Origin of the sequence: Sphingomonas larreae (genome assembly GCF_051400595.1) — a bacterium.
Classification (GTDB): Bacteria; Pseudomonadota; Alphaproteobacteria; order Sphingomonadales; family Sphingomonadaceae; genus Sphingomonas.
The window spans coordinates 378,051-404,156 of sequence record NZ_JBLFFI010000002.1 but is presented as its reverse complement, the minus strand read 5'-3'; the positions used below and the strand labels follow the sequence as shown (position 1 = coordinate 404,156).

Below are 26,106 nucleotides of genomic sequence, written 5' to 3'. Positions count from 1 at the left end.
CGTCTCGCCGTGGCTCGTCTGCGATGGGGCTTCTTCTTGCCTTGGGCGCAGCCCCCGTCGCCGCAGAGGCACAGGAGCTGGACGAAGAGCGGACAGACATCGTCGTCCTCGGCACGCGACGCACCGTCGACCGGACGCTCTCCTCGGATCCAGCCACCGAGCGCATGTCACAGTCGAGCCGCTCCCTCGAACGTGATGTGCTTGAGGCTGCCGGTACCTACCGACTGAGCGATGCACTGGAGCTGGTGAGCGGCTTCAGCCAACAGAACAATCGCGGCGGCGTCCTCGACAATTTCGCGATCCGCGGCTTTCTGGGCACGCCGGACGGCGGTGCGGAGTTCTACGTCGACGGCTTCGTCGCCAACCGCGGCATGGCGCCGCCGCGCGACCCGGCGACGGTCGAGCGGATCGAAGTGCTGAAAGGCCCCGCCGGGGCGGTGTTTGGTGACGTCGATCCCGGCGGGCGCGTCAACATCGTCAGCAAGGTGCCGAGCTTCGCACCGCGCGCCAGCGCGACCGCGCTGTACGGCTCCTTCGACACACGGCGGGTGGAGCTGGACGCCACCGGACCGCTCACCACCGATGTGGCAGCTCGCATCGTCGTCGCGGCAGAGGACAGCAACGGCTGGCGCGATACGGTGACGCTCCGCCGCCGCATTGTCTCGCCCTCTTTGACGTGGCGGCCAAGCGATACGCTGCGCCTGACTTACCTGAGCGAGTTCATGCAGTTCGATACGCCGTTCGACCGCGGCGTACCGGCGGTGGGCGATGATGCGAACGCCGTGAGTCGCTCGAATTATTATGGCGAGCCCGCCAATGGCCTGACCCTCTTCCGCAACGAGCGGCACCAGCTCACCGGCCTAGCCCAGCTCGGCGCGGGCTGGACGCTGAACGGCGGCGTCGTCTGGCGGACCGGCTCGTTGAAGGGGTTCTCCGCCGATCAATCTCGTATCGTCGGGACCCGGGTGTGGCGCCAGCGACGCTCGCGTGACTTTGCGGTGGACGACCTGTCGGCGCGGGTCGAGCTCGCAGGGGAGATCGGGCGACACCAACTGAGCGCCGGGCTGAAAGGCTATCGGCTGACCTATGGCGAGCGCTGGATGCGTCGCAATCCCACGGCCGAAATGCCCTACGCGGTCGACCTCTACGACCCGGCGTCCAGCTACGGCGCTGTCGCAGCACCGCTCTTGCCCTTCACCAACAACGATGAGCGCCGCTGGGCGGGCACGATCTACGTCCAGGACATGTGGAGCCTCACCGATCGCCTCACCCTGGTCGGCGGCGCCAGGATCGATCCCTACCGGCAGAAGATCGTCAACAACAACACGGGCGGCGTCGGGCGTATCGTCGACGAGCCCGTCAAATTTCGGGCGGGGGCGCGCTACGCGGTTGATGACCAGGTGTCCGTCCACGCCAATTGGGGTGAGTCCTTCTTGCTCAACTCGGGCACGGGCCGCACCGGCGAGGGGTTCGCACCCGAGGAGGCGCGCGGCTACGAGATCGGCATCGCTGGTCGCTGGGCTGGAGTGGACGTCGGCGTCACCTGGTTCGACATCGCCAAGACGAATATTCTCACGACCGACCCGCTCGACGCCGGCTTCAATGCGCCGGTGGGTGAACTCACCAGCCGCGGTGTGGAAGCGGACGTGTCGCTGCGGCTTGGTCGCCGTTGGCAGGTCGTCGCCAACTACAGCTGGGTCGATGCACGAAACGACGACAGCAGCTTCGCGACGCCGGCGGTGCTCGGCGTACCCGAACATGCCGGCACGCTGCTGGTCGTTCACCGCCTGCCGGTCGGGACCGGCGAGTGGCAGCTCAGCGGCGGGCTCGCCTATGTCGGCGATCGCGCGGGTTCGCTGGATGCCGCGCCGCTGGTGCTCCCCGGCTATGTGAAGGCCAAGGCAGCGTTGGAGGCGCCCGTCGCAACCGGGCTGCGCTTCCGGCTTGAGGCAGACAATCTGTTCGACGCCCATTACGCCGCCAGTTCCTACAGCCGTTTCTGGGTCTTCCCGGGGGCACCTCGCATCGTGCGCGCGTCGCTGCGGCTCGACATATGACTGTCGTCATCGTCGAGATGATGTAACATCCGAGAGTGACACGCCGATGCCAGATGGGAACAGCGATATGCCGATCGACGACACCGCCCGGATAGTGATCGAAGACCTTGTGCTGGCCTACGGATCACGCCGGATCCTCGACGGCCTGTCGCTCAGCGTGCCGGCGCGCAGCATCACGGCGCTTCTCGGCGGCAATGGCGCGGGCAAGTCCACCACGTTGTCGGCGCTGCTGGGGTTCGCGCGAGCCCGCTCGGGCACGATCATGGTCGACGGCATCGATCCGGGCGCGGCGCCTGATGCCGTGCGGCGGCGTGTCGCTTATCTGCCCGAGAATGTCGCGCTTTACGAGCATCTGACCGCCGTCGAGAACGCCGACTATCTGCTCGCCCTGGCGGACGAGCGGCATGGCCGGGCCGCGATCACGTCGGCGCTTTCTGCCGCAGGGTTGCAGCGCCACGCGTGGGACCAGCGGCTTGGCGGCTTCTCCAAGGGCATGCGGCAGAAGGTCGCGATAGCCGTGGCGCTGCTGCGCGAGGTACCCGTCCTCTTGCTGGATGAGCCGACTTCCGGGCTCGATCCGCGTGCGACAGCTGACTTCAACAATCTGCTGGTCGAGGTGCGCGATCGCGGCACCGCGGTGCTGATGGTGACGCACGATCTGCTATCCGCTGCCGACGTGGCCGATCGTATCGGCTTTCTCGAGGGCGGCAGGATCGTTCAGGAGGTCGCCGCGACTGGAACGGAGCGGTTCGACGTGCGCGCGTTGCACGCCCGCTTCGCTGTGGCCGGCGAGCGCGACGCGGCATGAGCGTGCTGTCCCTCGTCACCCGCGATGAGTTGCGCCTGATGCGTCGCAACCGGGTCGCGGTGGTCGCGGTCGTGCTATTGGTGTTGCTGTCGCTCGTCGCCACGCTCAGTTCGTGGTCGCACCACCGCGCGAACATGGACCTGCGCCTCCGTCACCAGCACGAAGCGGAGCACGCCTTCGACGCACAGCCTGATCGCCACCCGCACCGCGTGGTACATTACGGCCACTTCATCTTCCGTCCGCTCGGACCGCTTGCAGCCTTCGAGCCGGGCGTCGACGCTTTCACCGGCAGCAGCATGTTCCTTGAGGGGCATCGCCAGAACACGGCCAATTTCGGCGACGTGCGGCAGAGCTCGGTGCTGGTCCGCTTCGGTCAGCTGACACCGGCTTACGTGCTCCAGGCGGTCGCCCCGCTTCTGCTCATTTTCCTCGGTTATGGAGCGCTCGCGCGCGAGACCGAGCGCGGCACGCTCCGCCTGCTGTTCCTGCAAGGCGTCAGCCGGTCGCGATTGGTGGCAGGCAAGCTCCTGGCGCTCGGCGCCGTCGCGCTGGCAGCGGGCCTGCCGGCGATGATCGGCTTCGTCGCCATTGCGGCGCAGCCGGGTGCCATGGCGCTCCCGATGCTCGTCGTGGCGACGGGCTATGCTGCTTATCTTTGCCTCTGGGTTGTGCTGATCGTGCTGGTGTCGGCACTTGCGCGCCACACCCGAGACGCCTTGCTGGCGCTCGTGGCGCTGTGGACGGTGTCCGTGGTGCTTCTCCCGCGCGTGGCTCCGGACATGGCGAGCGCCTCTGTCCCCCTGAGCAATCGACTGCAAACCGACGTCGCCATCGCGCGCGACCTGCGTCGGTTGGGTGACAGCCATAATCCCGACGACGCACATTTCGCCGCGTTCAAGCGCTCCGTCCTGGCACGCTACGGAGTGCTGCGGATCGAGGATCTCCCCGTCAACTACAAGGGATTGCTGGCGGTGGAGGGCGAACGGCTCACGTCGGCGCTGTTCGATCGCTACGCCGACGCTAGCTATGCAGCGCAGCAACAGCAGAATAAGCTTGTCGCCGCTGTTGGCGTGCTGAGCCCGGCGATTGCGCTTCGATCGCTCTCCATGGCTGCGGCCGGCACCGATTTCGCCGGCCATCGCCGCTTCCTCGAGCAGGCGGAGGCGTACCGCTACGACCTCGTGCAGCGGCTCAACCGGATGGAGGCCGAGGCGGTCAGCTACGCCGACGACGTCGCCGAGGACGCGGGCGCCGATCGGCGCAAGCGCGTCGCCGGAAGCCATTGGCGCCGGCTGCCCAACTTCCACTATCGCCCGCCGACGGGGCAGGCCCTGGCGACCGGCGCCCTGCACGGCCTCGCGGTGATGCTCGCCTGGCTCGCGGCTGCCGGCGGCGCCCTGTTCGTGGCGGCCGGGCGCCTGGGAGAGCGGCGATGAACCTGTGGCTTCATGAGGCGCGGCTGCTGCTGCGCGCGAAGCTGACGCTGGTGGCCTTTGCGCTGCTCGCAGCGCTTACTGTAGCCGCGCTCGCCGCCGGGACGGCGGAGATGTCGCGTCAACGCGCGGCGATCGCGGCTATTCCCGTGGCGCAGGCGGAGGATATCGCCGCGGTGGCCGACTATGTCGATCGCAGCAGAGACGCAGGCAGCGCGGCTTACTACAGCTTCCATCCTACTTGGGATCCACCAGCCCCGCTCGCCTTCGCGGCGATCGGCATGCGCGACGTGTCACCGTACATATTGCGCGTCCGGGCGCTCGGGCTGGAGGCGCAAATCTACGATGGCGACACGTTCAATCCCGAGCTGGCGCTGCCCGGCCGCTTCGACTTCGTCTTCGTGCTGGTGTTCCTGGCACCCCTCTTCGTCATTGCGCTCTTCCACGATTTGACGTCAGGCGAGCGAGAGGCAGGCCGCTGGCGTATGCTGGCGGCGCTGCCGCGCGGCGGCGCCGGGCTGACATGGCGTCGCACATGGCTGCGCTTGGCGATCCTTTGGCTCACGCTCGCCCTGCCGTTCGCTCTCGCCGCGGCCTGGTCCGGAGCCGCCGCCGGACCAATCCTCCTCGTGTTGATCGTCATCGCGGCTTATCTGTCTTTCTGGATCGGCCTCGCCGCTCTGATTGGCAGGCTGCGCTGGAGCTCGGTCGCGAACGCGGCGGCGCTCGCCGCCTGCTGGCTCATCCTGGTGCTGATCGTACCCACTCTAGCGAATGTGGCCATCAATCGTGCGGTTCCGGTCCATGAGGGAGCCGAAATCGCACTCGCCCAGCGAGAGCACGTCAATCACGCCTGGGACATACCGCGCGAGGAGACCATGAGGCGGTTCTACGCGCGCCATCCGCGCTGGGCCAACTCGCCGCCGCTCGGAACAGCATTCCACTACAAATGGTATTTCGCCTTCCACCAGGTGGGCGACGATAGTGTCGCAGATAAGGTTCAGGCGTATCGAGCGGGGCTAGAGCGACGCGACGCTGCGGCTCGTGCGATCGGCTGGGCGCTGCCGTCAGTGGGCGTGCAGATCCTGCTGACACGGCTCGCAGCAACCGATCTTCAGGCTCAGCTCGCCTATCAGGATCGCATCAGAGGCTTCCACCGTCAGCTACGCGAGTTCTATTACAGCTATCTCTTCCGCGACCGTCCGTTCGGAAAGGCCGACTTCGACCTCTCTCCCAAGTTCGAGAATGTGATGACGCCCAAAGGCGTTGCCGCGCGCTTCGTCGCGCCGTGCTGCCGGGGCAATGGCCGGTCCTGAAGCTCGCGATCGACTGAAGCTTCAGCCCTCCACGCCCGTAGATTGAAGTCGACGCCGCCCGTGAACATCCGTTCAGCGGGCGGCGTTCCGTCAATTAAAAGCCGAAGCGTAGTGTGGCACGCATGTCGCGGCCGGCAAGAGGCGCGAAGTCCTTCAGGAAGCTGGCAGCTCGACGCGCCGTCACATCAAAGATGTTGTTCGCGCTCAGGACAAGCTGAGTCTTGCTGTCCCGACCGAATGGCGAGAGGCTGACGCTGGCGTTGACCATCGTGTAATCGTCTGTCCGCGTCTCGAACGCAGCGGTGCGGTTCTGATCGAAGACGTGCTCCACCTCCGCACGTGCGGTGAACATCTCTCCCTGCGCCTCGAGCCCGCCGAGGACGCGCGGTGCAGGAATGCGCGGCACCGGCCCCTGGTCGACAATATTGGCGTGTACATAGTCGCCGAGCACATCGGCGTTGATCTTGGTCGTTCCAACGGTGAAGAGGTTGGCGGAGAGATCGGCCTCGAAGCCGTAGTAGCGCGCATCGGCCTGCTGGTATTGGAAGCACGGCAGATCAACCTCGCGATCGACCGCGCCGAAGCGAACCGCGGCGGCCTGGCATACCGACTGGTCGGTCTGGTTTTCGGAAATGTAGTTGGAGAACCAGTTGTAATAGGCTGACGCATCGAAGCTCACCCGCTCCGTATGCGCGTGAAGCGTGGCCTCGATACCCCAGCTCCGCTCGAGCCGGAAGTCGGCGCTGCCCAGCTCATAGGCTTGAGTACCGGCATGGCCGCCGTTCGCGAACAGCTCCTCGGCGGACGGGGCGCGCTCGGTGTAGGAGCCATTCAGACCCACACGGATCGCGTCGGAGACGCCGTACGAGGCACCCAGCGAGCCGGAGAAGGCGCCATAGTTGCGGCGACCGGCGAAGAAGCGCTGGTCGGCGTCATTCTTTGCGGTAAGATCGCTCCACTCGTACCGCGCGCCGGCCTCCGCCTTCAGCGCGCCGAAATCGAGCTGCTGCAGCGTGAACACGCCGGTCTGGTTGGTCTCGTTACGCGGCAGGAAAGCTTCGTCCCCGACCACGTTGAACTGGCGGTTGAAATATTGAATGCCGGAAGCGCCGGACCACGCCCCCTTGCGCGCTTGTACGAGCTCGAGCCGCCCCTCCAACCCATTGTTGTAGAATGCGGTGCCGACGCTACCGTCCTCTTCCAGCTCGAAGTGGCGATAGGTCGCGTGGCCGGCGCGGATGCGGATGCGATCGAGGAAGCCGCCTCCCGTTTCTACCTCACCGCGCAGATCGACGCGGTTCTGTACGACATCGAGCCGCGGCGCCTCCTGCTCCTGGCCCACCTCGGTCGCGTAACGGATCGGAATGCCGTAGAAGCTGTCGTAGTGGCTGTAGCTGACGCCGAGCTGCCCGGTGTCGGTGATGATGCTGGCGCCGACGCCCGCCGTCCAGGTTTCGGAGAAGCTGTTCGGCAGCCGGTTGCGGATCGCGGCACTCGCGGCGAAGTCGATCGGCTCGTCGGTGTCCTGCGGCAGGCCCACCTGGCTGAGCGCCGCCGCGCGCGCCGTCGGCGACAGCGCGTAACCGCCGATGCGCAGATTGTCGGTCTTGAGGTACGACCCGTCGGCATGGAGCACGAGGTGCTGCCCGACCGCAACGTCACCCGCCATCTCGCCCGATCGCTCGTTCGCGGCGGACCCATAGGTGGCGATGCCGTTCAGCCGGTAGCCGTTTTCGGGCACGCTGCGAGGAATCCGCAAGTCGATGACGTTGACGACGCCGCCGACCGCCGATGAGCCGAACAGCAAGGCGCTGGGGCCGCGCAGCACCTCGACGCGCTCGGCGAGCAGCGGGTCGAGGATGACGGCGTGATCCACCGAGGTGTTGCTGACGTCGATCGAGCCGATGCCATCGGTGAGAACCCGGATGCGCTCGCCCTGGAAGCCGCGCAGGATCGGGCGCGACGCACTTGGGCCAAATGACGTCGCCGACACACCCGGAAGCCGAGACAGCGTTTCGCCGATTGTCGGGCGCAAGTCCCGCGTCAGCGCCTCGCCGGTCAGCACGGACGTGCCCTGTAGAACATCGCGCTCGCTGCGTTGCACCGGCGCGGTGACGATCACATCACGGCCGACGGCAGCTTGCCGGACCGACGTGCTGACGCCCGCTGCGCTGCCGCCCTGGTCCATGATGGTCGCGCCGGTGCCGCCTGCGCCCGACTGGGCCATCACTGGCGTAGCAAGCACGAGCGCGGCAATGCTGGCGGACGTTTTTAGTGCCATCTTCATTCTCGATTCCCCGATCCCCTGTCCGCCCGCCGGTATGCGCGATGTACCGTTATATCAACCCCTGTGTGACGATATATTGCTATGTGCCCCGCGCGACGATTGCGGACGGCGACGGTGGTGAATACATGAGGTGCATGGCTATCACGCACCAGCATGAGGACCTTAGCGGCGACGCCTTATTGACTGCGGCCGCCGGCGCGACGGAGAGCGCAGGCCAGCAATGGACGTCCATGCGCGAGAAGGTCTTTATTGCGCTGACGAGCTTCGACAAGCCGGCATCGGCGTACGACATTGCCGAGGCGCTCTCGAAGACGGAGGGGCGTCGGATCGCCGCGAACAGCGTTTACCGCATCCTGGACCTTTTCGTCGCAGCGAACGTCGCGCAGCGTATCGAGAGCGTGAACGCTTATGTAGCGAACGCCCACCCGGGCTGCCGGCACGACTGCATCTTTCTCATCTGCGGCGAGTGTGGCGATACACAGCACGTGGACGATGAGGATGCAGCGGAGGGCGTCCGCCATGCTGCGTCCGTCTCCGGATTCACTGCCCGCCGCCCCGTTCTCGAGGTGCATGGAATCTGCAAGCGGTGCGCGCGGAGCAACTGAGCGGCGGGAAGGCCGACATCGGCGTGTCCGGCTTGCGGCATGTTGCAACGTCTCATAGGTAGGCGCCTGCTGCGCCGGCAGCGAAAAGACGATTGATGGTGATCGTTCTGCAAGGCGCGGCCACGGATCGTATCGCCTTCTTGAGGCTCACCCGATCGATCCCAACTACTTCGGGAAGTCACTCTTGTCGTCACGCGCAACTCCGCTTGCCCTTGCCCTCACGCTGGTCGCTACGCCGATCCAGGCACAAGGCCCCGCCCCTCTCCCCCCTGCCCTGCCGTGGTCAGGCAAGAGCGAAGCACTGATCGCCACATCGAACGATCCCTGGATCACGCCGGCAGAATCATCGGAGTTCAGGACGACCCCGCGCTATGCCGACGTCCGGCGATGGTTGGAGCGCCTCGCCGCCGCATCCTCGCTGATCAGCGTGAAGACGTTTGGCCGCACGGCCGAGGGGCGGGACATGATCTACGTCCGAGCGAGCAAGGGCGGCGCCGGTAAGCCCGTCGTTCTCGTTCAGGGCGGCATCCATTCGGGTGAGATCGATGGCAAGGACGCGGGGCTGATGCTGCTGCGCGACATCGCGATGCGTGGCAAGGCCGACCTCCTCAACGAGGTCGATCTGGTTTTCGTGCCGATCTACAACATCGATGGGCACGAGCAGATGAGCGCGTATAATTTCGTGCATCTGCGCGGCCCCGCGGAAAAGGGGCGCGACGCCAACGCCCGCAACATCGACCTGAACCGTGATTACGCGAAGGTCGATGCGCCGGAATCGCGGGCGATGATCGGCTTGATCAGGTCGCTCGATCCGATCCTCTATATTGATTGTCATGTCAGCGAAGGCTTCGACATGCAGTATGACATTACCTTCACTTACGCCGGGTGGGGGATTTATGCGCGGCACCGTGCCACCGCGACCTGGTTGGAAAGCCGTTTCGGTCCGTCGGTCTCTCGCGCGCTCACCGAGGCGGGGCATCTGCCAACCCTTTATCCCAGCCCGGTCGATACGCGCGAACCGACCAAGGGCATTCGTCAGAGCCCGGAAGGTCCGCGCTATTCAACCGGCTATGGCGACTTCATCAGCGTACCGACCGTGCTGGTCGAGAACCACATGCTCAAACCCTATCGTCAGCGCGTGCTCGGCACCTATGTGCTGCTGGAAGCGGCGCTGAAGGTCGCCGCAGGCGATGCCGCCCGCATCACCGCCGCGAAGGCGCAGGATCGCGCCAGCCGCCCACGCACGCTTCTCACCCGCTGGGCGCCCGCACCGCGACCGATCGGATGGGTCGAGCAGTTCAAGGGCGTGGCATTCGACACCTATTTGTCGCCGGCGTCCGGCCGGACGGAGCAGCGATGGCTCGGCCGCCCGGTCACGTTCCGCATGCCGATCATCGGACAGCAAGCCACGGAGACGGTCCGCCTTCCGCGGGCCTGGTGGATACCGGCAGCGCAGGCCGAGGTGATCGATCGATTGCGGGTGCATGGCATCAGCTTCGAGACGATCCAGGCGCCCCGCCGCCTGACGCTCGACCGCGTTCGCCTCGTTGATCCGAAGATCCTGCAGCCGAGCGAGGGACGTTACCCGATCACGGCGCGCTTCGTGCATGAGCCCGCCGATGAGGTCATGCCGGCGCGTAGCGTGCGGGTTCCCGCCGATCAGCCGCTGGGGCTGTTGGCGGCGGCGCTGCTGGAGCCGGAGAGCCAGGATTCGTTTCTCGCCTGGGGGTTTTTCCCGGAGATGCTGTCGTCCGCTCCGAGCACCGACGCGTTCATCCTGGCGGCGCTCGGCGACCGGATGCTCGCGTCTGACCCGACGCTCAAAGCGAGGTTTCGCGCCAAGCTCCGCGCGGAGCCAGCCTTCGCGGCCGATCCCGAGGAACGTCTGGCATGGCTCTATGCTCAGGCCGGTCCGGGACATCCTTATCCGCTTCGATACCCGATCGCGCGCGAGGTGGCGGAGTGAACGCCTGCGATCGTGGCTGCGGCAGATGGTCGACCAGGCTCACTCCTTCACCCGTTCGGATGGAACGGCACCAGCGAAGGAGGCGATAGCCCGGCAGCCAAGCAGGAGCTCATAGGGCGCGCGCCCAAACCCCGCCGGCTTCACCGCGATGGTAGAAAGTCCTTAACCACAAGCCGTTAGCGAGGAGCGGGAACAGGAGGAGCGGGGCGTTGACGCTCGATCAGACGATTGCCGAGGCGGCCCGCCGATCGGGCGAATTAGGGCTGCGCACACTTGGCCTCCAGGCCGATATCGCCGAGCTGTCGACGCGGGTCACCGCGCAGGCCGGCACGATCGAGCAGATCGGTCAGCAGACAAGTCGCCTCGCCGGCGACGTCGACGAGGTCGCCACCGCGGCCCGCAGCGCCCGTGAACATACGCAGGGCGCCCATGCCGTGCTGGCCGACTCGCATATCCAGATCGCGGCGGCGACCAGCGACGTGGTCGAACTGATCACGCAGGTCAGCCGCATCCACGAGAGCATCGGTGGATTCACCTCGGCGCTGGAGGACGTGGCGCGCGTCACCGCGTCGATCGATGCGATTGCAAAACAGACCAACCTGCTCGCGCTCAATGCCACGATCGAGGCCGCGCGCGCGGGCGAGGCCGGACGCGGCTTCGCGGTGGTCGCCGGCGAGGTGAAGAAGCTCGCCTCGGAGACCGCGGTCGCCACCGCGCGCATCACCGGCTCGATCGATACGCTGACGGCGCAGGCCGACGCGATGCTGGGCCGCGTCGACAGCGGCGTCGCCACCGCGCGCTCGGCGCATCGCGGAACCAAGGACATCGACGCTCTGGTCGCACGCCTGCGCGGCCTCATGGACGGTCTCACGCGCTCAAGCGACGGTGTCGCCGACCGCGTCGGCTCGATGGTGCGCGCGGTCGGCGAAGTCGAGGGTGGTCTTGGCGAGCTGGCGCGCACCTCGTCCGACAATGCGGAGGGGCTGCGGCGCCTGTCCGATCGGGTCACCAGCGTCAGCGACGACACCAACGACCTTCTCCAGCGTCTTGCCGAGAGCGATGCGGAAATGCCCGACCGTCCTTACATCCGCTTCGCCCTGGACGCCGCGCGACAGGTTTCGGCCGGACTCGCCCGCGCGGTCGCGAACGGCGAGCTGAGCCGCGAGGCAATTCTGAGCGAGCGCTACGAACCCGTGCCGGATACCGACCCGGCGCTGTTCACCCATCCGGCGATGGCGCTGATCACCGCCCTGGCGCGCCCGCACCAGGAGGCCGCACGCGGCTTGGCCGGTTTCTTCGGCATGAGCTTCACCGACCGCAACTGTTTCGGTGCGGTCGCGATGCCCGAGCGCTCGCAGCCGCAGCGTCGTGGCGACCCCGCATGGAACAGCGAGCATTCGCGCGCGGGCGTGTTCTTCCACCTGCCCGAAACCGCTGTGCAGGTGAAGATCACCAAGCCTTTCTGCCTGAAAGCCTACCGCCGCCCGCTCGCCGGCGGCGGGGTGGTGCTGCTCAAGCAGGTGATCGCGTCGATCAGCGTCGACGGCGCACACTGGGGCGTGCTGCAGCTCGCGTACGAGAATCAGGGGTGACGATCACCGCCGCGTGAGCAGCGCTGTGCGAGCTTTTCGATCGCACCCACGAACAGACGCGAAAGAGAGCCGCTCGCGCGACTCCCTTCCCCTCCTGCCCGATCGCGCGGATCAGAAGCTGAGGCGTACGCCTGCGTAGTAGCGCCGGCCCAGCGGATCATAGAGACCCGCCGCGGTATCCTGCCCGGCCGACGACCCGATGTCGGCAAGGTAGGGCGGCTTGTTGTTGAGCAGATTGTCGCCGCCCACGAAGAACTCATAGCCCTCGCCCGCACGGAAGCGGAGCTGTGAGTCGAGGTAGAATTGCGGGCGCACGCGATAGGCCGGATCGCTTCCCGGGCGCACGCCGGTCAGCTGGTCGTCGATGCTGGCCTGGCCGAGCCAGGTGCCCGTCATCGTCAGCCCCACGCCATTCACGTCGTACGAGCCGTTGATCGTGAACCGATCCCGCGGCGATCCGCCGAGATCATTGGCCTCCCCCGCGAAGTAATCGCGGGCCGAACCGGGGACCGGCACCGTATAGCCGCTGATCAGATGCGTGTACGAGCCGCGCAATCCCAGGGTGCCCGCGAGCCCCCAATTGCTGAGGTTCTGCCGCCACGTGACGGTGGTGTCGATACCCGAGGTCTTGATGCCGCCGCTGTTGCGGTAGGTGGTATTGACCTGGTCGATCGAGCCGACGCTGTTGCCGCCCTGCGCCGCAGCGCGACGCACGACCTGGCTGCAATAGTCCGAATTGCCCTGCACATAGCATTGCGCCAACGTGAATTGCAGCGGCGTGAAGACGATCGCGTCCTTGATGCTGACGTTGAAGTAATCCACCGTCACCACGAAGTTGCGCAGCGCGCTGATCGCGCGTGGCGTGAGCACCACCCCGGCGGTGAAGGATTCACCCTTCTCTTCCTGCAGGCCGAGATTGCCGCCGCCGAAGCTGGTGATGCCCTGCTTGTCGGACTGGCTTACCGCGAAGGCACCGTTGTTCGCGGCGATGTTGGCGAGCACCCCCGTCGCGGCGCGGCAGTTCACCGCGGTGCGGCTGGAATCCGCCAGCGTCACGCCGGCGCAGGGATCGATCAGCCCGCTCGGAAAGTCCTGCTGCGCCGGCTGGAACAGCTCGTTGATGTTGGGCGCGCGCACCGAACGCGCCTTGATGACGCGGAAGCGGATGTCCGAGGTCGGCGCCCACTCGCCGCCATAATTGTAGCTGAACGTCGTGCCGACCGTCGAGTAATCGGACACGCGCACCGCGCCGCGCAGGCTCAGCGAGTGGAAGAAGGGCTTGTCCTGGATCAGCGGGACGATCGCCTCGCCGAAGCCTTCCCAGACGTGGAAGCGGCCGCTGGTCGCGGGCAGCGCGTTGTTGCCATTCAGGCCCTGCTGGGTCAGCAGGTCGAACGTGTTGCTGCTGGTCTCGCGACGATACTCGGTACCGATGTTGACCCCGATCGGGTCTGCGCCGAACAGCGAGAACAGCTTGCCGGTGAGATTGGCGCCCGCCACCACCTGCGTCACCTTCGCGTCCAGCGTCGTCGGCACCGCAAGATAGTCCGCGGCCGGGGCCAGCGTGCCGATGCCGTAGATGTTGGCGGGCACACAACCGGCCGCGCGCGCGGCGGCGTCGGCGCACACCGCCTGGCCGGTCGCGGGGTCGGTGTAGGCGTTGAGCGCCTGCTGGAAGCGGCGGGTGTCGAACTGGCCGGAGCCGGTCTGATGCTCCTTGCTCTGGCCGTAGATGCCATAGGCCTCGTAGCTCCAGCGATCGCCGCCGAACGAACCGCTCAGCCCGCCCGCGACGCGGAAGAGATCGCGCTTGGCCGAGCTGGTACGATTGCCGAAGTCGGCCAGACGGCGATCGAACGACACGTCCTTGAGCCCGTCGCCATCGGTGTCGGTGGCCGAGTCGAAGATCGCGTCGGGCACATAGGGGTTGCGGTAGGTGACGCCGCCGACGACCGACTGGATCGGGATCTGCCCGCTGGCGCCGACCACGCCGAACGTCGAATCGAGCGGGAAGGGCTCGATCACGGTGTCGACCTGAGTGCGCGCGTAATTGCCCTCGAGCCACAGCTTGGCGGCCGGCGACACCTCGAAGGTCGCGCGCCCCGCCGCGACATAGCGCTCCACCGGCACGGCGAGATAACGATAGTCGGAACGGTTGAACCCGCCGCAGTCGCCCTCCGTGCAATTCGCCAGGGCGCCCGAATTGTAGCTGTATACCTGATCGCCCGCGTAGACCCGGCCGCCCGGCGCATAGGTCGAGAGATACGGTCGGAACGGATCGTTGGGGAAGACATCGTTGCTGGTCGAGTCGACCGCGCTCGAGCCCGCTTCGGTCGAGCGATCGCGCTTCAGCACGGTGCCTTCCTTGGAATAGCTCCCGAACAGCATGATGTTGCCGCGGCCGTCGGCGAAGTTCTTGCCGCCCAGCAGGCTGATCTGACGATCGAAGCCGTCGCCCTCCTGCGAGATGCCGAGCTGACCGTCGGCCTGCAGCCCTTCGAAATTGTTCTTGTAGATGATGTTCACGACGCCTGCGACCGCGTCCGAACCGTAGACCGCCGAGGCGCCGCCGGTGAGCACGTCGACGCGCTCGATGAACTGCGTCGGGATGACGTTGAGGTCGACCGCCTGGCTGCCCGGCTGACCCGACACGAAGCGCCGGCCGTTGACCAGCACGAGCGTACGGTCCTCGCCGAGGTTGCGCAGGTTGACGGTGGCCGCGCCCGCGCCCTGGGTGGCGAAGCTGGAGTTGGTGCGGCTGATCCCCGGCGTACCGAAGGCGGGGTTCTGCAGCAGCACTTCCTGCACGTTGATCGCGCCCTGCTGCTGAATCTGCTCGGCGCCGATCACCTGGAGCGGCGATGCGGAGGCAGCCGCGGGCGAGGCGATGCGCGAGCCGGTGACGACGATGTCGCCGCCGGGCGCAGGCTGGTCGACGGCGGTGGCGTTGTCGCCCGCGGGCGTGACGCCGGTCGCGGACGGGCCCGCCGCCCGGTCGAGCGTCGTCTCGGCCGGCGTGCCCTGTGCCGCCTCGGCCTGTTGCGCCCGCACCGGCGAAGCGGCGGCGAGCGAGCCTGCGAGCAAGGTGGTACCGATCAGGTGACAACGCAACGTGCTGTTCATATGCGGCAAATTCCTACAACTCAGCTGATGGGTCACGTGTGCTGACCTTTGGCGACGGCGCGTTAGGCACGTCGCCGTTCCCGCTCAACCGCAAAGCGGAACAGACGTTGATTTCTGCCGAACTGTGGCAAATCAGTAACGCTTCAGGAGGACGCGCCGGGACCGGCTCCGCGACGGGGTGATCAGACCGTCTCTCGGGGCCAGGAGCGCCCGGGCTCAGGCCGCGGCGCCCGATCGAAGCGTTTCAGCCGCGGTTGCGCGGCGGGCGCCGAGCGGCACGAGGCAGAGCAAGGCGGTCAGCGCCCAGAAGGCGGCCCTCAGTCCGGTGACATGCGCGACGAAGCCGATGCCCGCCGGCGCGGCAAGGACGCCGGCGTAGCCGATGGTAGTGACCGAGGCGATCGCCAATCCAGCCGGCATGACGCGCTGCCGCCCCGCCTGTCGAAAGATGATCGGCACGGTGTTCGACGCGCCCAGCCCGATCAGCAGCATTCCGAACAACGCCAACGGCGCGGCAGGGGCGAGCAGCAATGTCGCATAGCCGCCGATCGCGATCACGCCGCCCCACAGCATCGTGCGCCGATCGCCGGCGCGCGCGACGATGGCGTCGCCCGTCAGCCGACCCGCGGTCATCGCCACCGCGAAGACGCTGTAACCCAGACCGGCCTGCGCGACCGGCAGCAGACCCCGATCGCTCAGCAACAGGGCTCCCCAGTCGAGGATCGCCCCCTCGGTCAGAAAGGTGATCGCGGCCAGGATCGCGAGCACGGTGACGATGCCGCGCGGGAACACGAACAAAGGCGTGGACTGCGCGGTCGGCGTCACGATCAAGCGCGGCGCGGCGAACAGCAACGCCGCGATCATCAGCGCCGCGGCCGCGACGGCGCCCAGCAGCGGATCGACTGCCGCGGACAGGCAGGCGGTGAGCAGCGTCGCGCCCGCAAAGCCGCCCACGCTGAACAGGGCGTGGAAGCCCGACATCAACGGTCGTGCGGCCCGTCGCTCGACCTCGACCGCATGCACGTTCATGCCGACTTCGATCACGCCGAGCGAGGCGCCGAACAGCAGCAGCGCCACCGCCATCGTCGCCGTGCCAGGCGCCACCGCGAGCAGCGGCAGCAGCAGCGCCTCGCCGGCGCCGCCGATCAACACCGCCGGCCGCGCGCCGTGCCGCGCGATCAGCGGCCCGGCCAGCTGCATCGCCGCCACCGAGCCGAGGCCCAAGCACAGCAGCAGCAGACCAAGCCCGGCATCGTCGATCGCCATTCGCGTCTTCGCGAACGGCACCAGCGGCGCCCAGCATGCCAGGCCGAAGCCGGAGACGAGAAAAGCCAGTCGGGTGGCGAGGCGTGCGCCCGCAATCGCGTTTGACATGGGTGGCGCGTCCGACTTCAGCCAGTGCGGCCTGTGGTGGGAGGAGCAGCGCGGACCAGCATCGCCCCCGCCGCTTCCAGTTCTTGCGCGATCTCGGCCGGCGCGTCGGCTTCGACGATCACGCGCGCGAGCGCCTCGACCCCGACGATCCGGTGCGGTGCGGTCTGGCCGAGCTTGTCGGTGGTGACGAGGACGCTCGCCTCGCGGCTGCGCCGGGTCAGCGCGCGCTTGAAGGTGGCGTCCGCCGGCTCGACCGCACTCACGCCACCCGCGCTGGAGAGCGCGCACGCGCCCAGGAAGCACAGATCGACATTGAGGCGTGAGACCGCCTCAAGCGCTGACCCGTCAACGGTGCCGCCGACCATCCGGTCGAGCGCGCCACCCACCCACATCAGATCAATTTCCTCACGCGCCGCGAGCGCCGCCGCGATCGCGACCGAGTTGGTGGCGACCGTCACCTCCAGATCGCGCGGCAGCGCGGCGGCGAGGGCAAGATTGGTGCTGCCGCTGTCGAGAAAGAGAAAGCTGCCGGGCATGATCAGGGGGATCGCGGCGGCGGCCAGCGCGCGCTTGTCGTCGACGCCCTGCTCGGCGCGGACCGCCATCGGACTGGCGTCACCGATGAGGGGAAGCGCGCCACCGTAGACGCGGCGGCACAGTCCTTCCGCGGCCAGTCCGCGCAGGTCGCGACGGATCGCATCTTCCGACAGGCCGAACTCCGCCGCGAGCGCGCCGGAGCGGACCGGCTGGCCAGCGGCGAGACGCACCAGAATGGCGTCGCGGCGGCTGGAGGGAATGTCCGTGGTCATGCGCTTCAGCTATTCGCCATATCGTGCATAATCAAGAAATATCTACGCAATCATGAACGATCGTGAATACGGGATCTTCAACTCTCACGATCGCTCACGTTGCCATGGAAAAGAGCCCGCCCGGCTCATGGCTGTGTTAGCGTCGGCCGGAGTTCGCACAGCATGGGAATTGGCATGATCAGGATTTCTCATCTCCGGCGCCACGCCGGCGCCGCGATCCTGATTGCCGCCTCGCTCACCTCGAGCGCGACCGCTGCGCCGGCGGTGCGCACGCCCACGCTGCTGCCTGTCGCCGTCGAGCGCGACACCGGCAAGGTGCTGGTCACCCTGCCCGCCCCCGATGCCGACGGCATGTCCGGGCGCTTCCTCTATGCCACCGCGCTCAAGACGGGACTCGGGTCGGCTCCGATCCGGATCGATAAGGGCATGGTGGGCGAGACGCGGCTGCTCGCCTTTCGCCGGCTCGGCAAGAAGGTGGCAGTGATATTCGAGAACCCGCGCTTCCGCTCATCCGGCAGCGCGCTTGAGCAGCGCGGCGCGGCCGCCGATTTCCCGTTCAGCACGGTGACCATGCTCGACGTGGTGTCGAGCGCGGCGGACGATGCGGTGACGGTCGACCTCACCGGCTTCCTGCTGCGCGACACGATGCGGCTCGCCGAAGCGCTCAACGCCGGCGCGAAGGGCTTCAAGCTGGTCGAGCCGCTCAGCGCGGTCGATCCCGCTTCGGTGAAGGCCTTCCCCGACAACATTGAGGTCGACGCGGTCCAGACCTTCGCCTCGGACACGCCCGGGGAGGAGATCGACACGATCGCGCCCGACGGGCGGCAGGTGAGCTTCACCATCCACCACTCGCTGGTGCGGCTGCCCGCACCCGGCTTCGTGCCGCGCCGCTTCGACATTCGCTCCGGCACCTTCGCGACGCCGGTGTACGAGTTCAATACGCCGCTGGGCGCGCCCGTGCTGCAGCAATATGCCAATCACTTCCGGCTGGAGAAGCTCGACCCGGGCGCGCCCCGCTCGCGCGTGCGCAAGCCGATCGTCTTCTACATCGACAACAAGGCGCCTGAGCCGATCCGCACCGCGCTGGCCGAGGGTGTTGCATGGTGGAACCAGGCGTTCGACGCCGCCGGTTATGTCGACGCCTTCCAGGTGCGCGTGCTGCCTGCCGACGCCGACCCGCAGGACGTGCGCTACAATATGGTCAATTGGAACGAGCGGCAGACGCGCAGCTGGTCCTATGGCGGCGGCGTCACCGATCCGCGCACCGGCGAGATCATCAAGGGCAATGTCGTGCTAGAGGGGCTGCGGCTGCGCCAGGACATCTGGATCTTCGAGGGGCTGGTCGGCACCGCCGAGGAGAACAAGGGCACCGCCAACGATCCGATCCGCGTCGCGCTGGCGCGGATCCGCCAGCTCGGCGCGCACGAGGTGGGCCATGCGCTCGGCTTCGCGCACAATTTCGCCGCGAGCACGCAGGATCGCGCCTCGGTGATGGACTATCCCTTCGCCAAGATCGCGCTCAACGGCGACGCGATCGACCTATCCGACGCCTATGCCAGCGGCATCGGCGCGTGGGACAAGTTCACGGTCGACTGGCTCTACGGCCAGCCCGCCGCGGGCACCGACCCCGAGGTCGCCGCCGCGGCCAAGGCCGACGCGGCGCAACGCGCGGGGATGCGCTACCTCACCGACATCGACGGGCGCGACCCGAGCCTGGCGGTGCCGGGCGACAGCATGTGGGCCGAGGGCACCGACACGCCCGCCGACCTCGCGCACGTCATGGCGGTGCGCCGCGTCGCGCTGGCGCGGTTCGGCCCCGGCGTGCTCCACGCCGGCGCGCCGCTCGCCGACCTGCGCCGCAGCTTCGTGCCGATCTGGCTGTTCCACCGCTATGCCGTGGCGGCGATCGGCAAATCGCTCGGCGGCGTCCACTACAGCTACGCGGTGGCGGGCGACACCGCTGCCGCACCGCGCCGCGCCGATGCGGCGGAGCAGAACGGCGCGCTCGATGCGCTGATGGCGACGCTCGCGCCCGAGACGCTGACGGTGCCGCCCGCGCTGGCGCTGACGCTGTCGTCGGGGGTCAACGGCAACGCCGACCCGCAATATGACACGGAAGTGTTCGACACCGCGGGCGGCGCGGTGTTCGATCCGCTGGTCGCGACCGACGTCGCCGCGCAGGTGACACTCGAGACACTGCTCGCGCCGTCGCGGCTGACCCGGCTCCATCTACAACACGCCGCCGATCCGACCCTGCCCGGCGTCGATACGCTGCTCGACCGGCTCGATCGCGATGTGATCGCGCGGCACGACGGTGCGGTGGCGCAGCGGATCGCGCTGCGCACGCTGCTGGCGCTTGCCGCCGCTGCGCGCGCGCCGGGGGTGTCGGCCGACGTCGCGCTACGGCTCGACGCCGCGCTGCATACCATTGGGCAACGGCTGGCGCACACCAAGCGCGACGCCTGGGCTCAGAGCGTGGCCCGAATTCTCGACGACAAGGACGCGCTCGACCGGCTGCTCGCGTCGGCGTCGCGGAAGGTCCCGACGATCCCGCCCGGCATGCCGATCGGCGGATGAGCGATGCGGTAAACGCGCGCAGTATACCGCGCCCGCGCGCGCTTAGGAGCCGGGCACCGTGCTCGGCGCCTCGGCCGGCGCGGCGCCCTGCGCCTTGCGCATCTCGTCCAGCTCCGCCGCGGTCTTGAAGTCGAGCACCTCGACCTGGAAGACGAGGTCCGAGTTCGCCGGGATCGGGCCGGACTCGCGCGCGCCATAGCCGAGCGCCGCCGGGATGCAGAGACGCACCACGCCGGTGCGACCGACCAGCTGCAATCCCTCACCGAAGCCCGATATGACCTGCGCGACCGGCAGCGGCGACTGCATGCCCTGATCGAACACTGCCCCGGTCGCGGTCAGATAGCCGATATAATCGACCAGCACCGTGGTATCCGCCGTCGGCTTCGCGCCGGCGGCGGACCGCAGGATCGTGTAACCGAGACCCGACGGCGTCTTCATCGTGCACGATCGTTGCGCCGCGGGGATCACCGGGTTGAGCGGCAGCGGGATGATGGCGTCGCTCGCGCCGGAGCGGACGCCCGTCGGCGATGGCGTCGGCGCGGTCGCAGCCTGCGCGGTCGCTCCTGCCGGTGTTGCGAGAAGCGGCGCGACCGCGACACAGGCCAGAACGGCGGCTGTTCGGATGATGAGGCTCATGTCGCCGGCCTTACTCCGCTCCCGCGCGACCTTACAATAAGCGGCGAGGTCGAGTGTGTCGTCGTCCCGCAGGATCGATCCGCGCCCCTTGGCGGCGCCCCTGCTCCCGCGAGCCGTTCAGGCGCGCGGCGTGGCCGCGCTGGTCCAGTTGACGACGTGATAGCGCGCGGGCGCCGACCCGACGTTGCGGAGCGCGTGCAGCGCATCCGAGGCGTTGAAGATGATCGATCCGGCACCGACCCGGCGCCACGTCCCGGCGCTCAACGTCTCCACCTCGCCCTGGTCGACGATGATCAACTCCTCATTGGGGTGACGATGCGGCGGATGCGAAGCAAAGCCGGGGTTCAGGGTCGTCACATGGATCTCGAGCTCGCGGAGTGTTTCGGTCGGTCGGCGGACCACCGAGCGCACCTCGCCGACGTCGGTTCTCTTCGGAACGAGCGAGTTCCACGCGAACACCGCCGGACCGAGCGCGTCGCCGCTCGCCTGCGCCACTGCGACGCCGGTCGCGCCGAGCGCGACACCGGCGACCAGCAGCGCGACCTCTTTTGCTCTTCCTGCCACTTTTCTCTCCTGCAACGGACCTCGAACGATGCCGCCGTCGATCACGACGGGCCGGCGCCCGCCTCGGGCGCGCGCATCGTCATCGCGCCGACCGCCGCGAGCAGATCGGCGGGTCGGAACGGCTTGCGGAGAACGCGAACCTCGGCCGGCAGACGCTCGTCGGCCGCGACATGGCCGGTGACGAGCAGCACGGGCAGGTGCGGAAGCGCGCGGCGAAGGTCATCGATCAGCTCGGCGCCGGATCGACCGGGCATGACCAAGTCGGTCACCACGCCGCCGATCGCCGCATCGTCGCGCAGCGCGGCGAGCGCCTCGTCGACCGAACGCGCTTCCACGACCGCATAGCCCGCCTCCGCCAGCACCTCCGCGCCGGCGCGCCGCACGCGGTCGTCGTCGTCGACCAGCAGCAGGCGCGCGCCCGCGGCCACCGCGCCGGCGTGTTGCGTCGGAGGCGCCGCGGCGACGTCACCGGCGCCGCAGGGCAGCAGGATCGTGGCGGTGGTACCCAGGCCTGGTACGCTCTCCAGCCGCAGCGCGCCGCCGGACTGGGCGGCAAAGCCATGCACCATGGAGAGCCCGAGCCCGGTGCCTTGATCCACCGGCTTGGTCGTGAAGAACGGATCGGTCGCCTTGGCCATGGTCCCGGAATCCATGCCGGTCCCGGTGTCGGCGACCGCGATGCTGACGTAGCAGGTGCCGGTGAGGTCGACGATCTGCGCTTCCGGCGCGGCTGCCACGCTGATCCGCAGCTGCCCGCCGCGTGGCATGGCGTCGCGCGCATTGATGATGAGGTTGAGGATGGCGAGTTCGAGTTGCGCCTGATCCGCCTTCGCCGGCGGGACCGCCGGATCGACCGCGATCTCCAGCGCGATCGACGGGGTGAGCGACTTTTCGATCAGGTCCGCCATGTCGCGCAGCAGCCGGTCGAGGTTGATCGCAGTGGGTGACAGCGTCTGCTGGCGCGAGAAGGACAGCAGCCGGCTCACCAGCAGCCGCGCGCGCTCCGCGCTGGCCGCGGCGGCCTCGACCTGCCGCGCCATGCGCTCGTCCACCGCGCGACGCCCGATCATCTCGAGACCGATGATGATCGGCGTGAGCAGATTGTTGAAGTCGTGCGCCACCCCGCCAGTGAGCCGCCCCAAGGCTTCCATCCGCTGGCTCTGCAACTCGGCCGCCTCGCGACCGCGCAATTGCCGGAGCTCGCTGGTGAGCATTCGCGCCAGCAGTGCGACCAGCATCAGGCAGATCAGCGCGGCGACCGCCATCAGCACCATCGCGCGACGCATCGGCTGGGTGAAGGCCTGCGCCGGCGTGGTGATCCGGATAGACCAGTGCGCGCCGTTCACCGGCGCCCAGATTTCCACGGGGCTGGGTTGCGTCGTGTCAGGTGCGCGCAGCGCCGGGACGGTGAGCGACTGCCCCGCTGAGTCGACCACGGACGCACTCCACCCGGCCGGCAGCCGCTCGATCGCGAGCAGCTGGCTCAATTGCGACACGGGAACGAGCGCCGTTACGATGAAGCGTACGTGTCCCGCGTCACCTACCGGCGCGCGAACCGCGAACGCCTCGCCGCCGTCGGGCGCGGGCGCCATACGGCCGATCTGCGCGCGTCCGGTCTCCACGACATGGTGCAAGCTGTCGATGTCGGTGACGCGGCCGTCCGCGACGACGGCTCCCCGCGCGGTCGCTCGCAGCAGCCGGTTGCCCGCTGCATCCGCCACCGACACCGTCTGCCACTCGGGGCGACCGCGCAGGATCCGTATGACCAACGTGTTGAACCGCGCAACATCGGGCCGATCCCCGTCAAATGCGGGCGACTGCGCCACCATCGTCACCGCCTCGACATGACTGCGCAGCGTCATGCCGACGAGTGCCGCGATATATTTGGCGTGCGCGCGCGACCGTTCCTCGACCCCGCGCCGCTCGCTCGTCAGCGTCAGCGCCCCGAACGTGCCGCCGAGCGCCACGATCGGGATCGCTCCCGCGAGGACCAGAAGAATAAGTGACCGTCTCAACCAGGTCGCGCTCCCGGCCGAAGAATGCCTGCTTTAGGTCAAATTGCCAAGCATTGTTGAGGACTTAGCGGCGCGACCGGCGATCGCCTCAGCGTTCGACATAGTGGCAGTAGCGGAAATCGGCTGGGAGCCCCGCCCCCGACATGTCGTGGCATGCCATGCCCACGAACGTGCCGGTGAAGTTGGGCAGGCCCGGCAGCGTCGCCTCGTCGGACAGCAGGTCGGCCGCGAACGGCTGCGGCAACCACGTCCATGCGGTTGCCTCGGCAGCGCGGTAGGCGAACCGGATGGTCTCGTGGTCCACTTCGGCGCGCAACGCGAGCGGACCGTCGTCCATTGCGATCGGCTCGCTCACCATGGTCTTGCCCTCGCCGATCGGCAGCGCGGACAGCACCTGCAGCTGCCGCGTGCCGTCATCTGCGGCGGTGAGATGCAGGAAGTGGAACTTGGTCGAATTGTAGTAACAGATCAGCCCTGCGGCTTGCTGGAAATTGGCGGGCTCATAGTCGATCAACGTCTCGACCGCGTAACGGAACGCCTCGGGACGTCGCGCGACGAGCGATTGGGTGAACTGGCTGCCGATCGTCTCGCGGCCGTGCAGCCGGAGCCAGCCCAGTCGCGCTGAGAGGCTGAAAATCTGCTCGGGATAGGGGGTACGCAGCCATTGGAACGCCGCGGGAAGGTCGGCACCGTCGAAATTGGCCAGGTCCTGCACCGGCGCCCGGCCGCTCTCGCCCGCGGCAAGCGCCTCGAGCAGCGGCATGGCGTCGGCGTCGAGCGTCCGCAACCAGCCATCCTCGCCCCAGCGCATCGGCTGGATCGCGGTCTCGCGACCCAGCACGCAGCGATCGCTCGCCGGCAGCGGACGGCCGCAGAGATAAGCGAGCCAGGTGGTGCCGTCCGGCGCCTCGACGAGATCGCCGTGGCCGGTGCGCTGGAGCGGTGCGTCGGGGCGCCCCTTGGCGGTAAGCACCGGCCCGTCCGGATGCGCCTCATACGGCCCGAACAGCGTACGCGATCGCGCCATCACCACCGCATGGTTGCGCTCGGTGCCGCCCTCCGCGACGAGCAGGTGGTACCAGCCGTCGCGCTTGTAGAGGTGCGGTCCCTCGGTGAAGCCGAGCGGCGTGCCGTCGAAGATCACGCGGCGCTCGCCCAGCAGTCGCCCCGTGGCGAGCTCCAGTTCCTGCGCGACGATGCCGCCGAAGCGGCCGCGGCCAGGGCGATGGTCCCACAGCATGTTGAGCAGCCAGCTGCGCCCGTCGTCGTCGTGGAACAGCGCGGGGTCGAAGCCGCTGCTGTTGAGATGCACCGGGTCGGACCAGTCGCCGTCGATCCGGTCGCATGACACCCAGTAATTGTGGAAGTCGCGCAGCGAGGCGCCCGCGGCACCGTCCACGGTCGTGCGCCCGTAGCGCTTCACGTCGGTGTAGACGAGGTGGAAGCGGCCGTCCGCATAGCTGAGATCGGCGGCCCACACGCCGCACGAGTCCGGATCGCCGCGCAGGTCGAGCTGGCTGGCGCGACACAGCGGCCGTGCCACGAGCCGCCAGTCCGCCAGGTCGCGCGAATGGTGGATCTGCACGCCGGGGAACCACTCGAAGGTCGAGGTGGCAACATAATAATCGTCGCCGACGCGCACGATCGAGGGATCGGGATTGAACCCGCGCAGGATAGGATTGCGGATGGTCATGTCGGCTTTCGGATGTTCGTCCAGAGCAGCACGGCGCCGACGAGGTCGAGCAGACCGAGCAGGATGAAGAAGGGCTGGTAGCCGACCTGATCGACCAGCGATCCCAGCACCAGCGTGAAGATCAGCACGCCGAGATTGGCAGCGGTGCCGGAGATTCCGGTCGCGGTCGCCACCTGGTCCTGCGGGAACAAGTCGGACACCATGGTGATCACCGTGACCGACAGCGTCTGGTGCGCGAACCCGCCGAGGCACAGCAGCGCCACCGCCGCGACCGGGCTGGTCACCGTGCCGACGAAGATCATGCCGGTCATCAGCACCGCGCCCAGCGTGAAGGCGCCGCGTCGTGCGTCGATCAGGCCGATGCCGCGGCGCTGCAGCCACGCCACCACCGCCGGGCCGAACAGGCAGCCGAGATCGGCGGCGAGGAACGGCAGCCAGGCGAACAGCGCGATCTGCTTGAGATCGAAATGGCGTGCCTGGACGAGGTACAGCGGCATCCACAGCGACAGCATGCCCCACACCGGATCGGCGAGGAAGCGCGCGCCCGCGATCGCCCAGAGGTTGCGGCGGCGCAGCAGTTCCTTGAGCGGCGGGCGCCGACGATGCTTCGCCAGCGCGGCTTCCTGCCCCTCTACGATCAGCCGCTGCTCGCCCGTCGAGATAAAGCGATGCCGCGCCGGCGGCGCATACCACAGCAGCCACGCCACCACCCACAGCAGCCCCAGTCCGCCCGCGACGAAGAAGGCGGCCCGCCAGCTGTGGTTGAGGATCGCCCATGCGACCAGCGGCGGAGCGAACACCGCGCCGAACGACGCGCCGATCTGGTAGATCCCGCCCGCTACCCCGCGCTCGCGCGCCGGGAACCACTCCGCCACCAGCTTCATGCCGGCGGGCTGCGCCGAGCCCTCGACCAGCCCCAGCGCGCCGCGCAGCCCGGCGAAGCCGAGCCACCCGCTCGCCAGCCCGTGCCCCACCGTGATCAGCGACCAGACCGCCACGAAGAGCGTGAAGCCGAGCTTGAGCCCGATCACGTCGAGCAGATAGCCCGCCGCGGGCTGGAACATGATGCCGAGCTGGAACGCGCCGGTGATCCACGAATATTGCGCCGACGAGATCGCCTGTTCCGCCATGATCGCTGGCGCGGCGACACCGAGGACGCTGCGCGCCAGATAGTTGATCACCATCGCCAGCACGAACAGCGCGATGATCGTCCAGCGCACATGAGCGAAACGCGCCACCCAACCTCCTCGG

17 protein-coding genes are annotated in these 26,106 nt (G+C 68.0%); 8 read left to right on the top strand and 9 right to left on the bottom strand.

Translation table 11 applies throughout. The features are described 5' to 3' along the window. Window positions 1-23 precede the first annotated feature (23 nt). The 4 genes from ACMGDM_RS10045 (at window position 24) to ACMGDM_RS10030 (ending at window position 5,614) form a co-directional block, all read left to right on the top strand. Window positions 24-2,057, top strand: coding sequence for a TonB-dependent siderophore receptor (locus ACMGDM_RS10045; RefSeq protein ID WP_436803994.1), 2,034 nt, complete (start codon window positions 24-26; stop codon window positions 2,055-2,057). 67 nt (window positions 2,058-2,124) lie between these two features. Beyond that, window positions 2,125-2,865 (top strand): ABC transporter ATP-binding protein, encoded by a 741-nt coding sequence (locus tag ACMGDM_RS10040; RefSeq protein ID WP_436803993.1) that lies wholly within the window; start codon window positions 2,125-2,127, stop codon window positions 2,863-2,865. Continuing rightward, window positions 2,862-4,301 carry an ABC transporter permease gene (locus ACMGDM_RS10035; protein WP_436803992.1) on the top strand — a complete coding sequence of 480 codons (1,440 nt, stop codon included), beginning with the start codon at window positions 2,862-2,864 and terminating at the stop codon, window positions 4,299-4,301. The genes ACMGDM_RS10040 and ACMGDM_RS10035 overlap by 4 nt, the downstream gene beginning before the upstream one ends. Beyond that, window positions 4,298-5,614, top strand: coding sequence for a DUF3526 domain-containing protein (locus tag ACMGDM_RS10030; RefSeq protein WP_436803991.1), 1,317 nt, complete (start codon window positions 4,298-4,300; stop codon window positions 5,612-5,614). The genes ACMGDM_RS10035 and ACMGDM_RS10030 overlap by 4 nt, the downstream gene beginning before the upstream one ends. Before the next feature lie 94 nt (window positions 5,615-5,708). Here ACMGDM_RS10030 and ACMGDM_RS10025 read toward each other — a convergent pair whose 3' ends face one another. Then, window positions 5,709-7,901, bottom strand: a complete 2,193-nt coding sequence (locus ACMGDM_RS10025) for a TonB-dependent receptor (RefSeq protein WP_436803990.1) — start codon at window positions 7,899-7,901, stop codon at window positions 5,709-5,711. 134 nt (window positions 7,902-8,035) lie between these two features. Here ACMGDM_RS10025 and ACMGDM_RS10020 point away from each other — a divergent pair, with 134 nt between their 5' ends. From ACMGDM_RS10020 to ACMGDM_RS10010, 3 genes are all read left to right on the top strand, one after another. Continuing rightward, window positions 8,036-8,506 carry a Fur family transcriptional regulator gene (locus ACMGDM_RS10020; protein WP_436803989.1) on the top strand — a complete coding sequence of 157 codons (471 nt, stop codon included), beginning with the start codon at window positions 8,036-8,038 and terminating at the stop codon, window positions 8,504-8,506. A gap of 184 nt (window positions 8,507-8,690) precedes the next feature. Next, complete coding sequence (locus ACMGDM_RS10015; protein WP_436803988.1) at window positions 8,691-10,472, top strand: M14 family metallopeptidase; 1,782 nt, start codon at window positions 8,691-8,693, stop codon at window positions 10,470-10,472. 209 nt (window positions 10,473-10,681) lie between these two features. Then, the gene (locus ACMGDM_RS10010; protein ID WP_436803987.1) at window positions 10,682-12,064 is read left to right on the top strand and encodes a methyl-accepting chemotaxis protein; all 1,383 of its coding nucleotides are present in this window, start codon (window positions 10,682-10,684) and stop codon (window positions 12,062-12,064) included. A 111-nt stretch (window positions 12,065-12,175) separates the two neighbouring features. Here the strand turns inward: ACMGDM_RS10010 and ACMGDM_RS10005 are convergent, their stop codons facing one another. The 3 genes from ACMGDM_RS10005 to ACMGDM_RS09995 all read right to left on the bottom strand — a co-directional run bounded on the left by ACMGDM_RS10005 (window position 12,176) and on the right by ACMGDM_RS09995 (window position 17,370). Beyond that, on the bottom strand, window positions 12,176-15,187 hold the full coding sequence (locus ACMGDM_RS10005) for a TonB-dependent receptor plug domain-containing protein (protein WP_436803986.1): 3,012 nt from the start codon (window positions 15,185-15,187) through the stop codon (window positions 12,176-12,178). A 216-nt stretch (window positions 15,188-15,403) separates the two neighbouring features. Further along, window positions 15,404-16,561, bottom strand: coding sequence for an MFS transporter (locus ACMGDM_RS10000; RefSeq protein WP_436803985.1), 1,158 nt, complete (start codon window positions 16,559-16,561; stop codon window positions 15,404-15,406). Window positions 16,562-16,578: 17 nt separating this feature from the next. Further along, entirely contained in the window at window positions 16,579-17,370 is a 792-nt protein-coding gene (locus tag ACMGDM_RS09995; protein WP_436803984.1) for a DeoR/GlpR family DNA-binding transcription regulator, read from the bottom strand. 174 nt (window positions 17,371-17,544) lie between these two features. On the opposite strand from ACMGDM_RS09995, the gene ACMGDM_RS09990 reads away from it, so the two are divergent. Next, window positions 17,545-19,947 (top strand): zinc-dependent metalloprotease, encoded by a 2,403-nt coding sequence (locus ACMGDM_RS09990; RefSeq protein WP_436803983.1) that lies wholly within the window; start codon window positions 17,545-17,547, stop codon window positions 19,945-19,947. A gap of 42 nt (window positions 19,948-19,989) precedes the next feature. Here the strand turns inward: ACMGDM_RS09990 and ACMGDM_RS09985 are convergent, their stop codons facing one another. The 5 genes from ACMGDM_RS09985 to ACMGDM_RS09965 form a co-directional block, all read right to left on the bottom strand. Continuing rightward, window positions 19,990-20,583, bottom strand: a complete 594-nt coding sequence (locus tag ACMGDM_RS09985) for an FKBP-type peptidyl-prolyl cis-trans isomerase (RefSeq protein WP_436803982.1) — start codon at window positions 20,581-20,583, stop codon at window positions 19,990-19,992. 117 nt (window positions 20,584-20,700) lie between these two features. Beyond that, window positions 20,701-21,147, bottom strand: a complete 447-nt coding sequence (locus tag ACMGDM_RS09980) for a cupin domain-containing protein (RefSeq protein WP_436803981.1) — start codon at window positions 21,145-21,147, stop codon at window positions 20,701-20,703. 41 nt (window positions 21,148-21,188) lie between these two features. Then, on the bottom strand, window positions 21,189-23,162 hold the full coding sequence (locus tag ACMGDM_RS09975; protein ID WP_436803980.1) for an ATP-binding protein: 1,974 nt from the start codon (window positions 23,160-23,162) through the stop codon (window positions 21,189-21,191). Window positions 23,163-23,250: 88 nt separating this feature from the next. Further along, window positions 23,251-24,855: a glycoside hydrolase family 43 protein gene (locus ACMGDM_RS09970; RefSeq protein ID WP_436803979.1), complete on the bottom strand. Its 1,605-nt coding sequence runs from the start codon at window positions 24,853-24,855 to the stop codon at window positions 23,251-23,253. Next, window positions 24,852-26,093 carry an MFS transporter gene (locus ACMGDM_RS09965; protein WP_436803978.1) on the bottom strand — a complete coding sequence of 414 codons (1,242 nt, stop codon included), beginning with the start codon at window positions 26,091-26,093 and terminating at the stop codon, window positions 24,852-24,854. The genes ACMGDM_RS09970 and ACMGDM_RS09965 overlap by 4 nt, the downstream gene beginning before the upstream one ends. Window positions 26,094-26,106: the final 13 nt, after the last annotated feature.

Coding starts and splice junctions, on each gene's coding strand:
- ACMGDM_RS09970 (WP_436803979.1), bottom strand. CDS start 24,855: ATGACCATCCGCAATCCTATCCTGCGCGGGTTCAATCCCGATCCCTCG.
- ACMGDM_RS10005 (WP_436803986.1), bottom strand. CDS start 15,187: ATGAACAGCACGTTGCGTTGTCACCTGATCGGTACCACCTTGCTCGCA.
- ACMGDM_RS10020 (WP_436803989.1), top strand. CDS start 8,036: ATGGCTATCACGCACCAGCATGAGGACCTTAGCGGCGACGCCTTATTG.
- ACMGDM_RS09995 (WP_436803984.1), bottom strand. CDS start 17,370: ATGACCACGGACATTCCCTCCAGCCGCCGCGACGCCATTCTGGTGCGT.
- ACMGDM_RS10025 (WP_436803990.1), bottom strand. CDS start 7,901: ATGAAGATGGCACTAAAAACGTCCGCCAGCATTGCCGCGCTCGTGCTT.
- ACMGDM_RS10030 (WP_436803991.1), top strand. CDS start 4,298: ATGAACCTGTGGCTTCATGAGGCGCGGCTGCTGCTGCGCGCGAAGCTG.
- ACMGDM_RS10045 (WP_436803994.1), top strand. CDS start 24: ATGGGGCTTCTTCTTGCCTTGGGCGCAGCCCCCGTCGCCGCAGAGGCA.
- ACMGDM_RS10035 (WP_436803992.1), top strand. CDS start 2,862: ATGAGCGTGCTGTCCCTCGTCACCCGCGATGAGTTGCGCCTGATGCGT.
- ACMGDM_RS09985 (WP_436803982.1), bottom strand. CDS start 20,583: ATGAGCCTCATCATCCGAACAGCCGCCGTTCTGGCCTGTGTCGCGGTC.
- ACMGDM_RS10000 (WP_436803985.1), bottom strand. CDS start 16,561: ATGTCAAACGCGATTGCGGGCGCACGCCTCGCCACCCGACTGGCTTTT.
- ACMGDM_RS10040 (WP_436803993.1), top strand. CDS start 2,125: ATGCCGATCGACGACACCGCCCGGATAGTGATCGAAGACCTTGTGCTG.
- ACMGDM_RS09990 (WP_436803983.1), top strand. CDS start 17,545: ATGATCAGGATTTCTCATCTCCGGCGCCACGCCGGCGCCGCGATCCTG.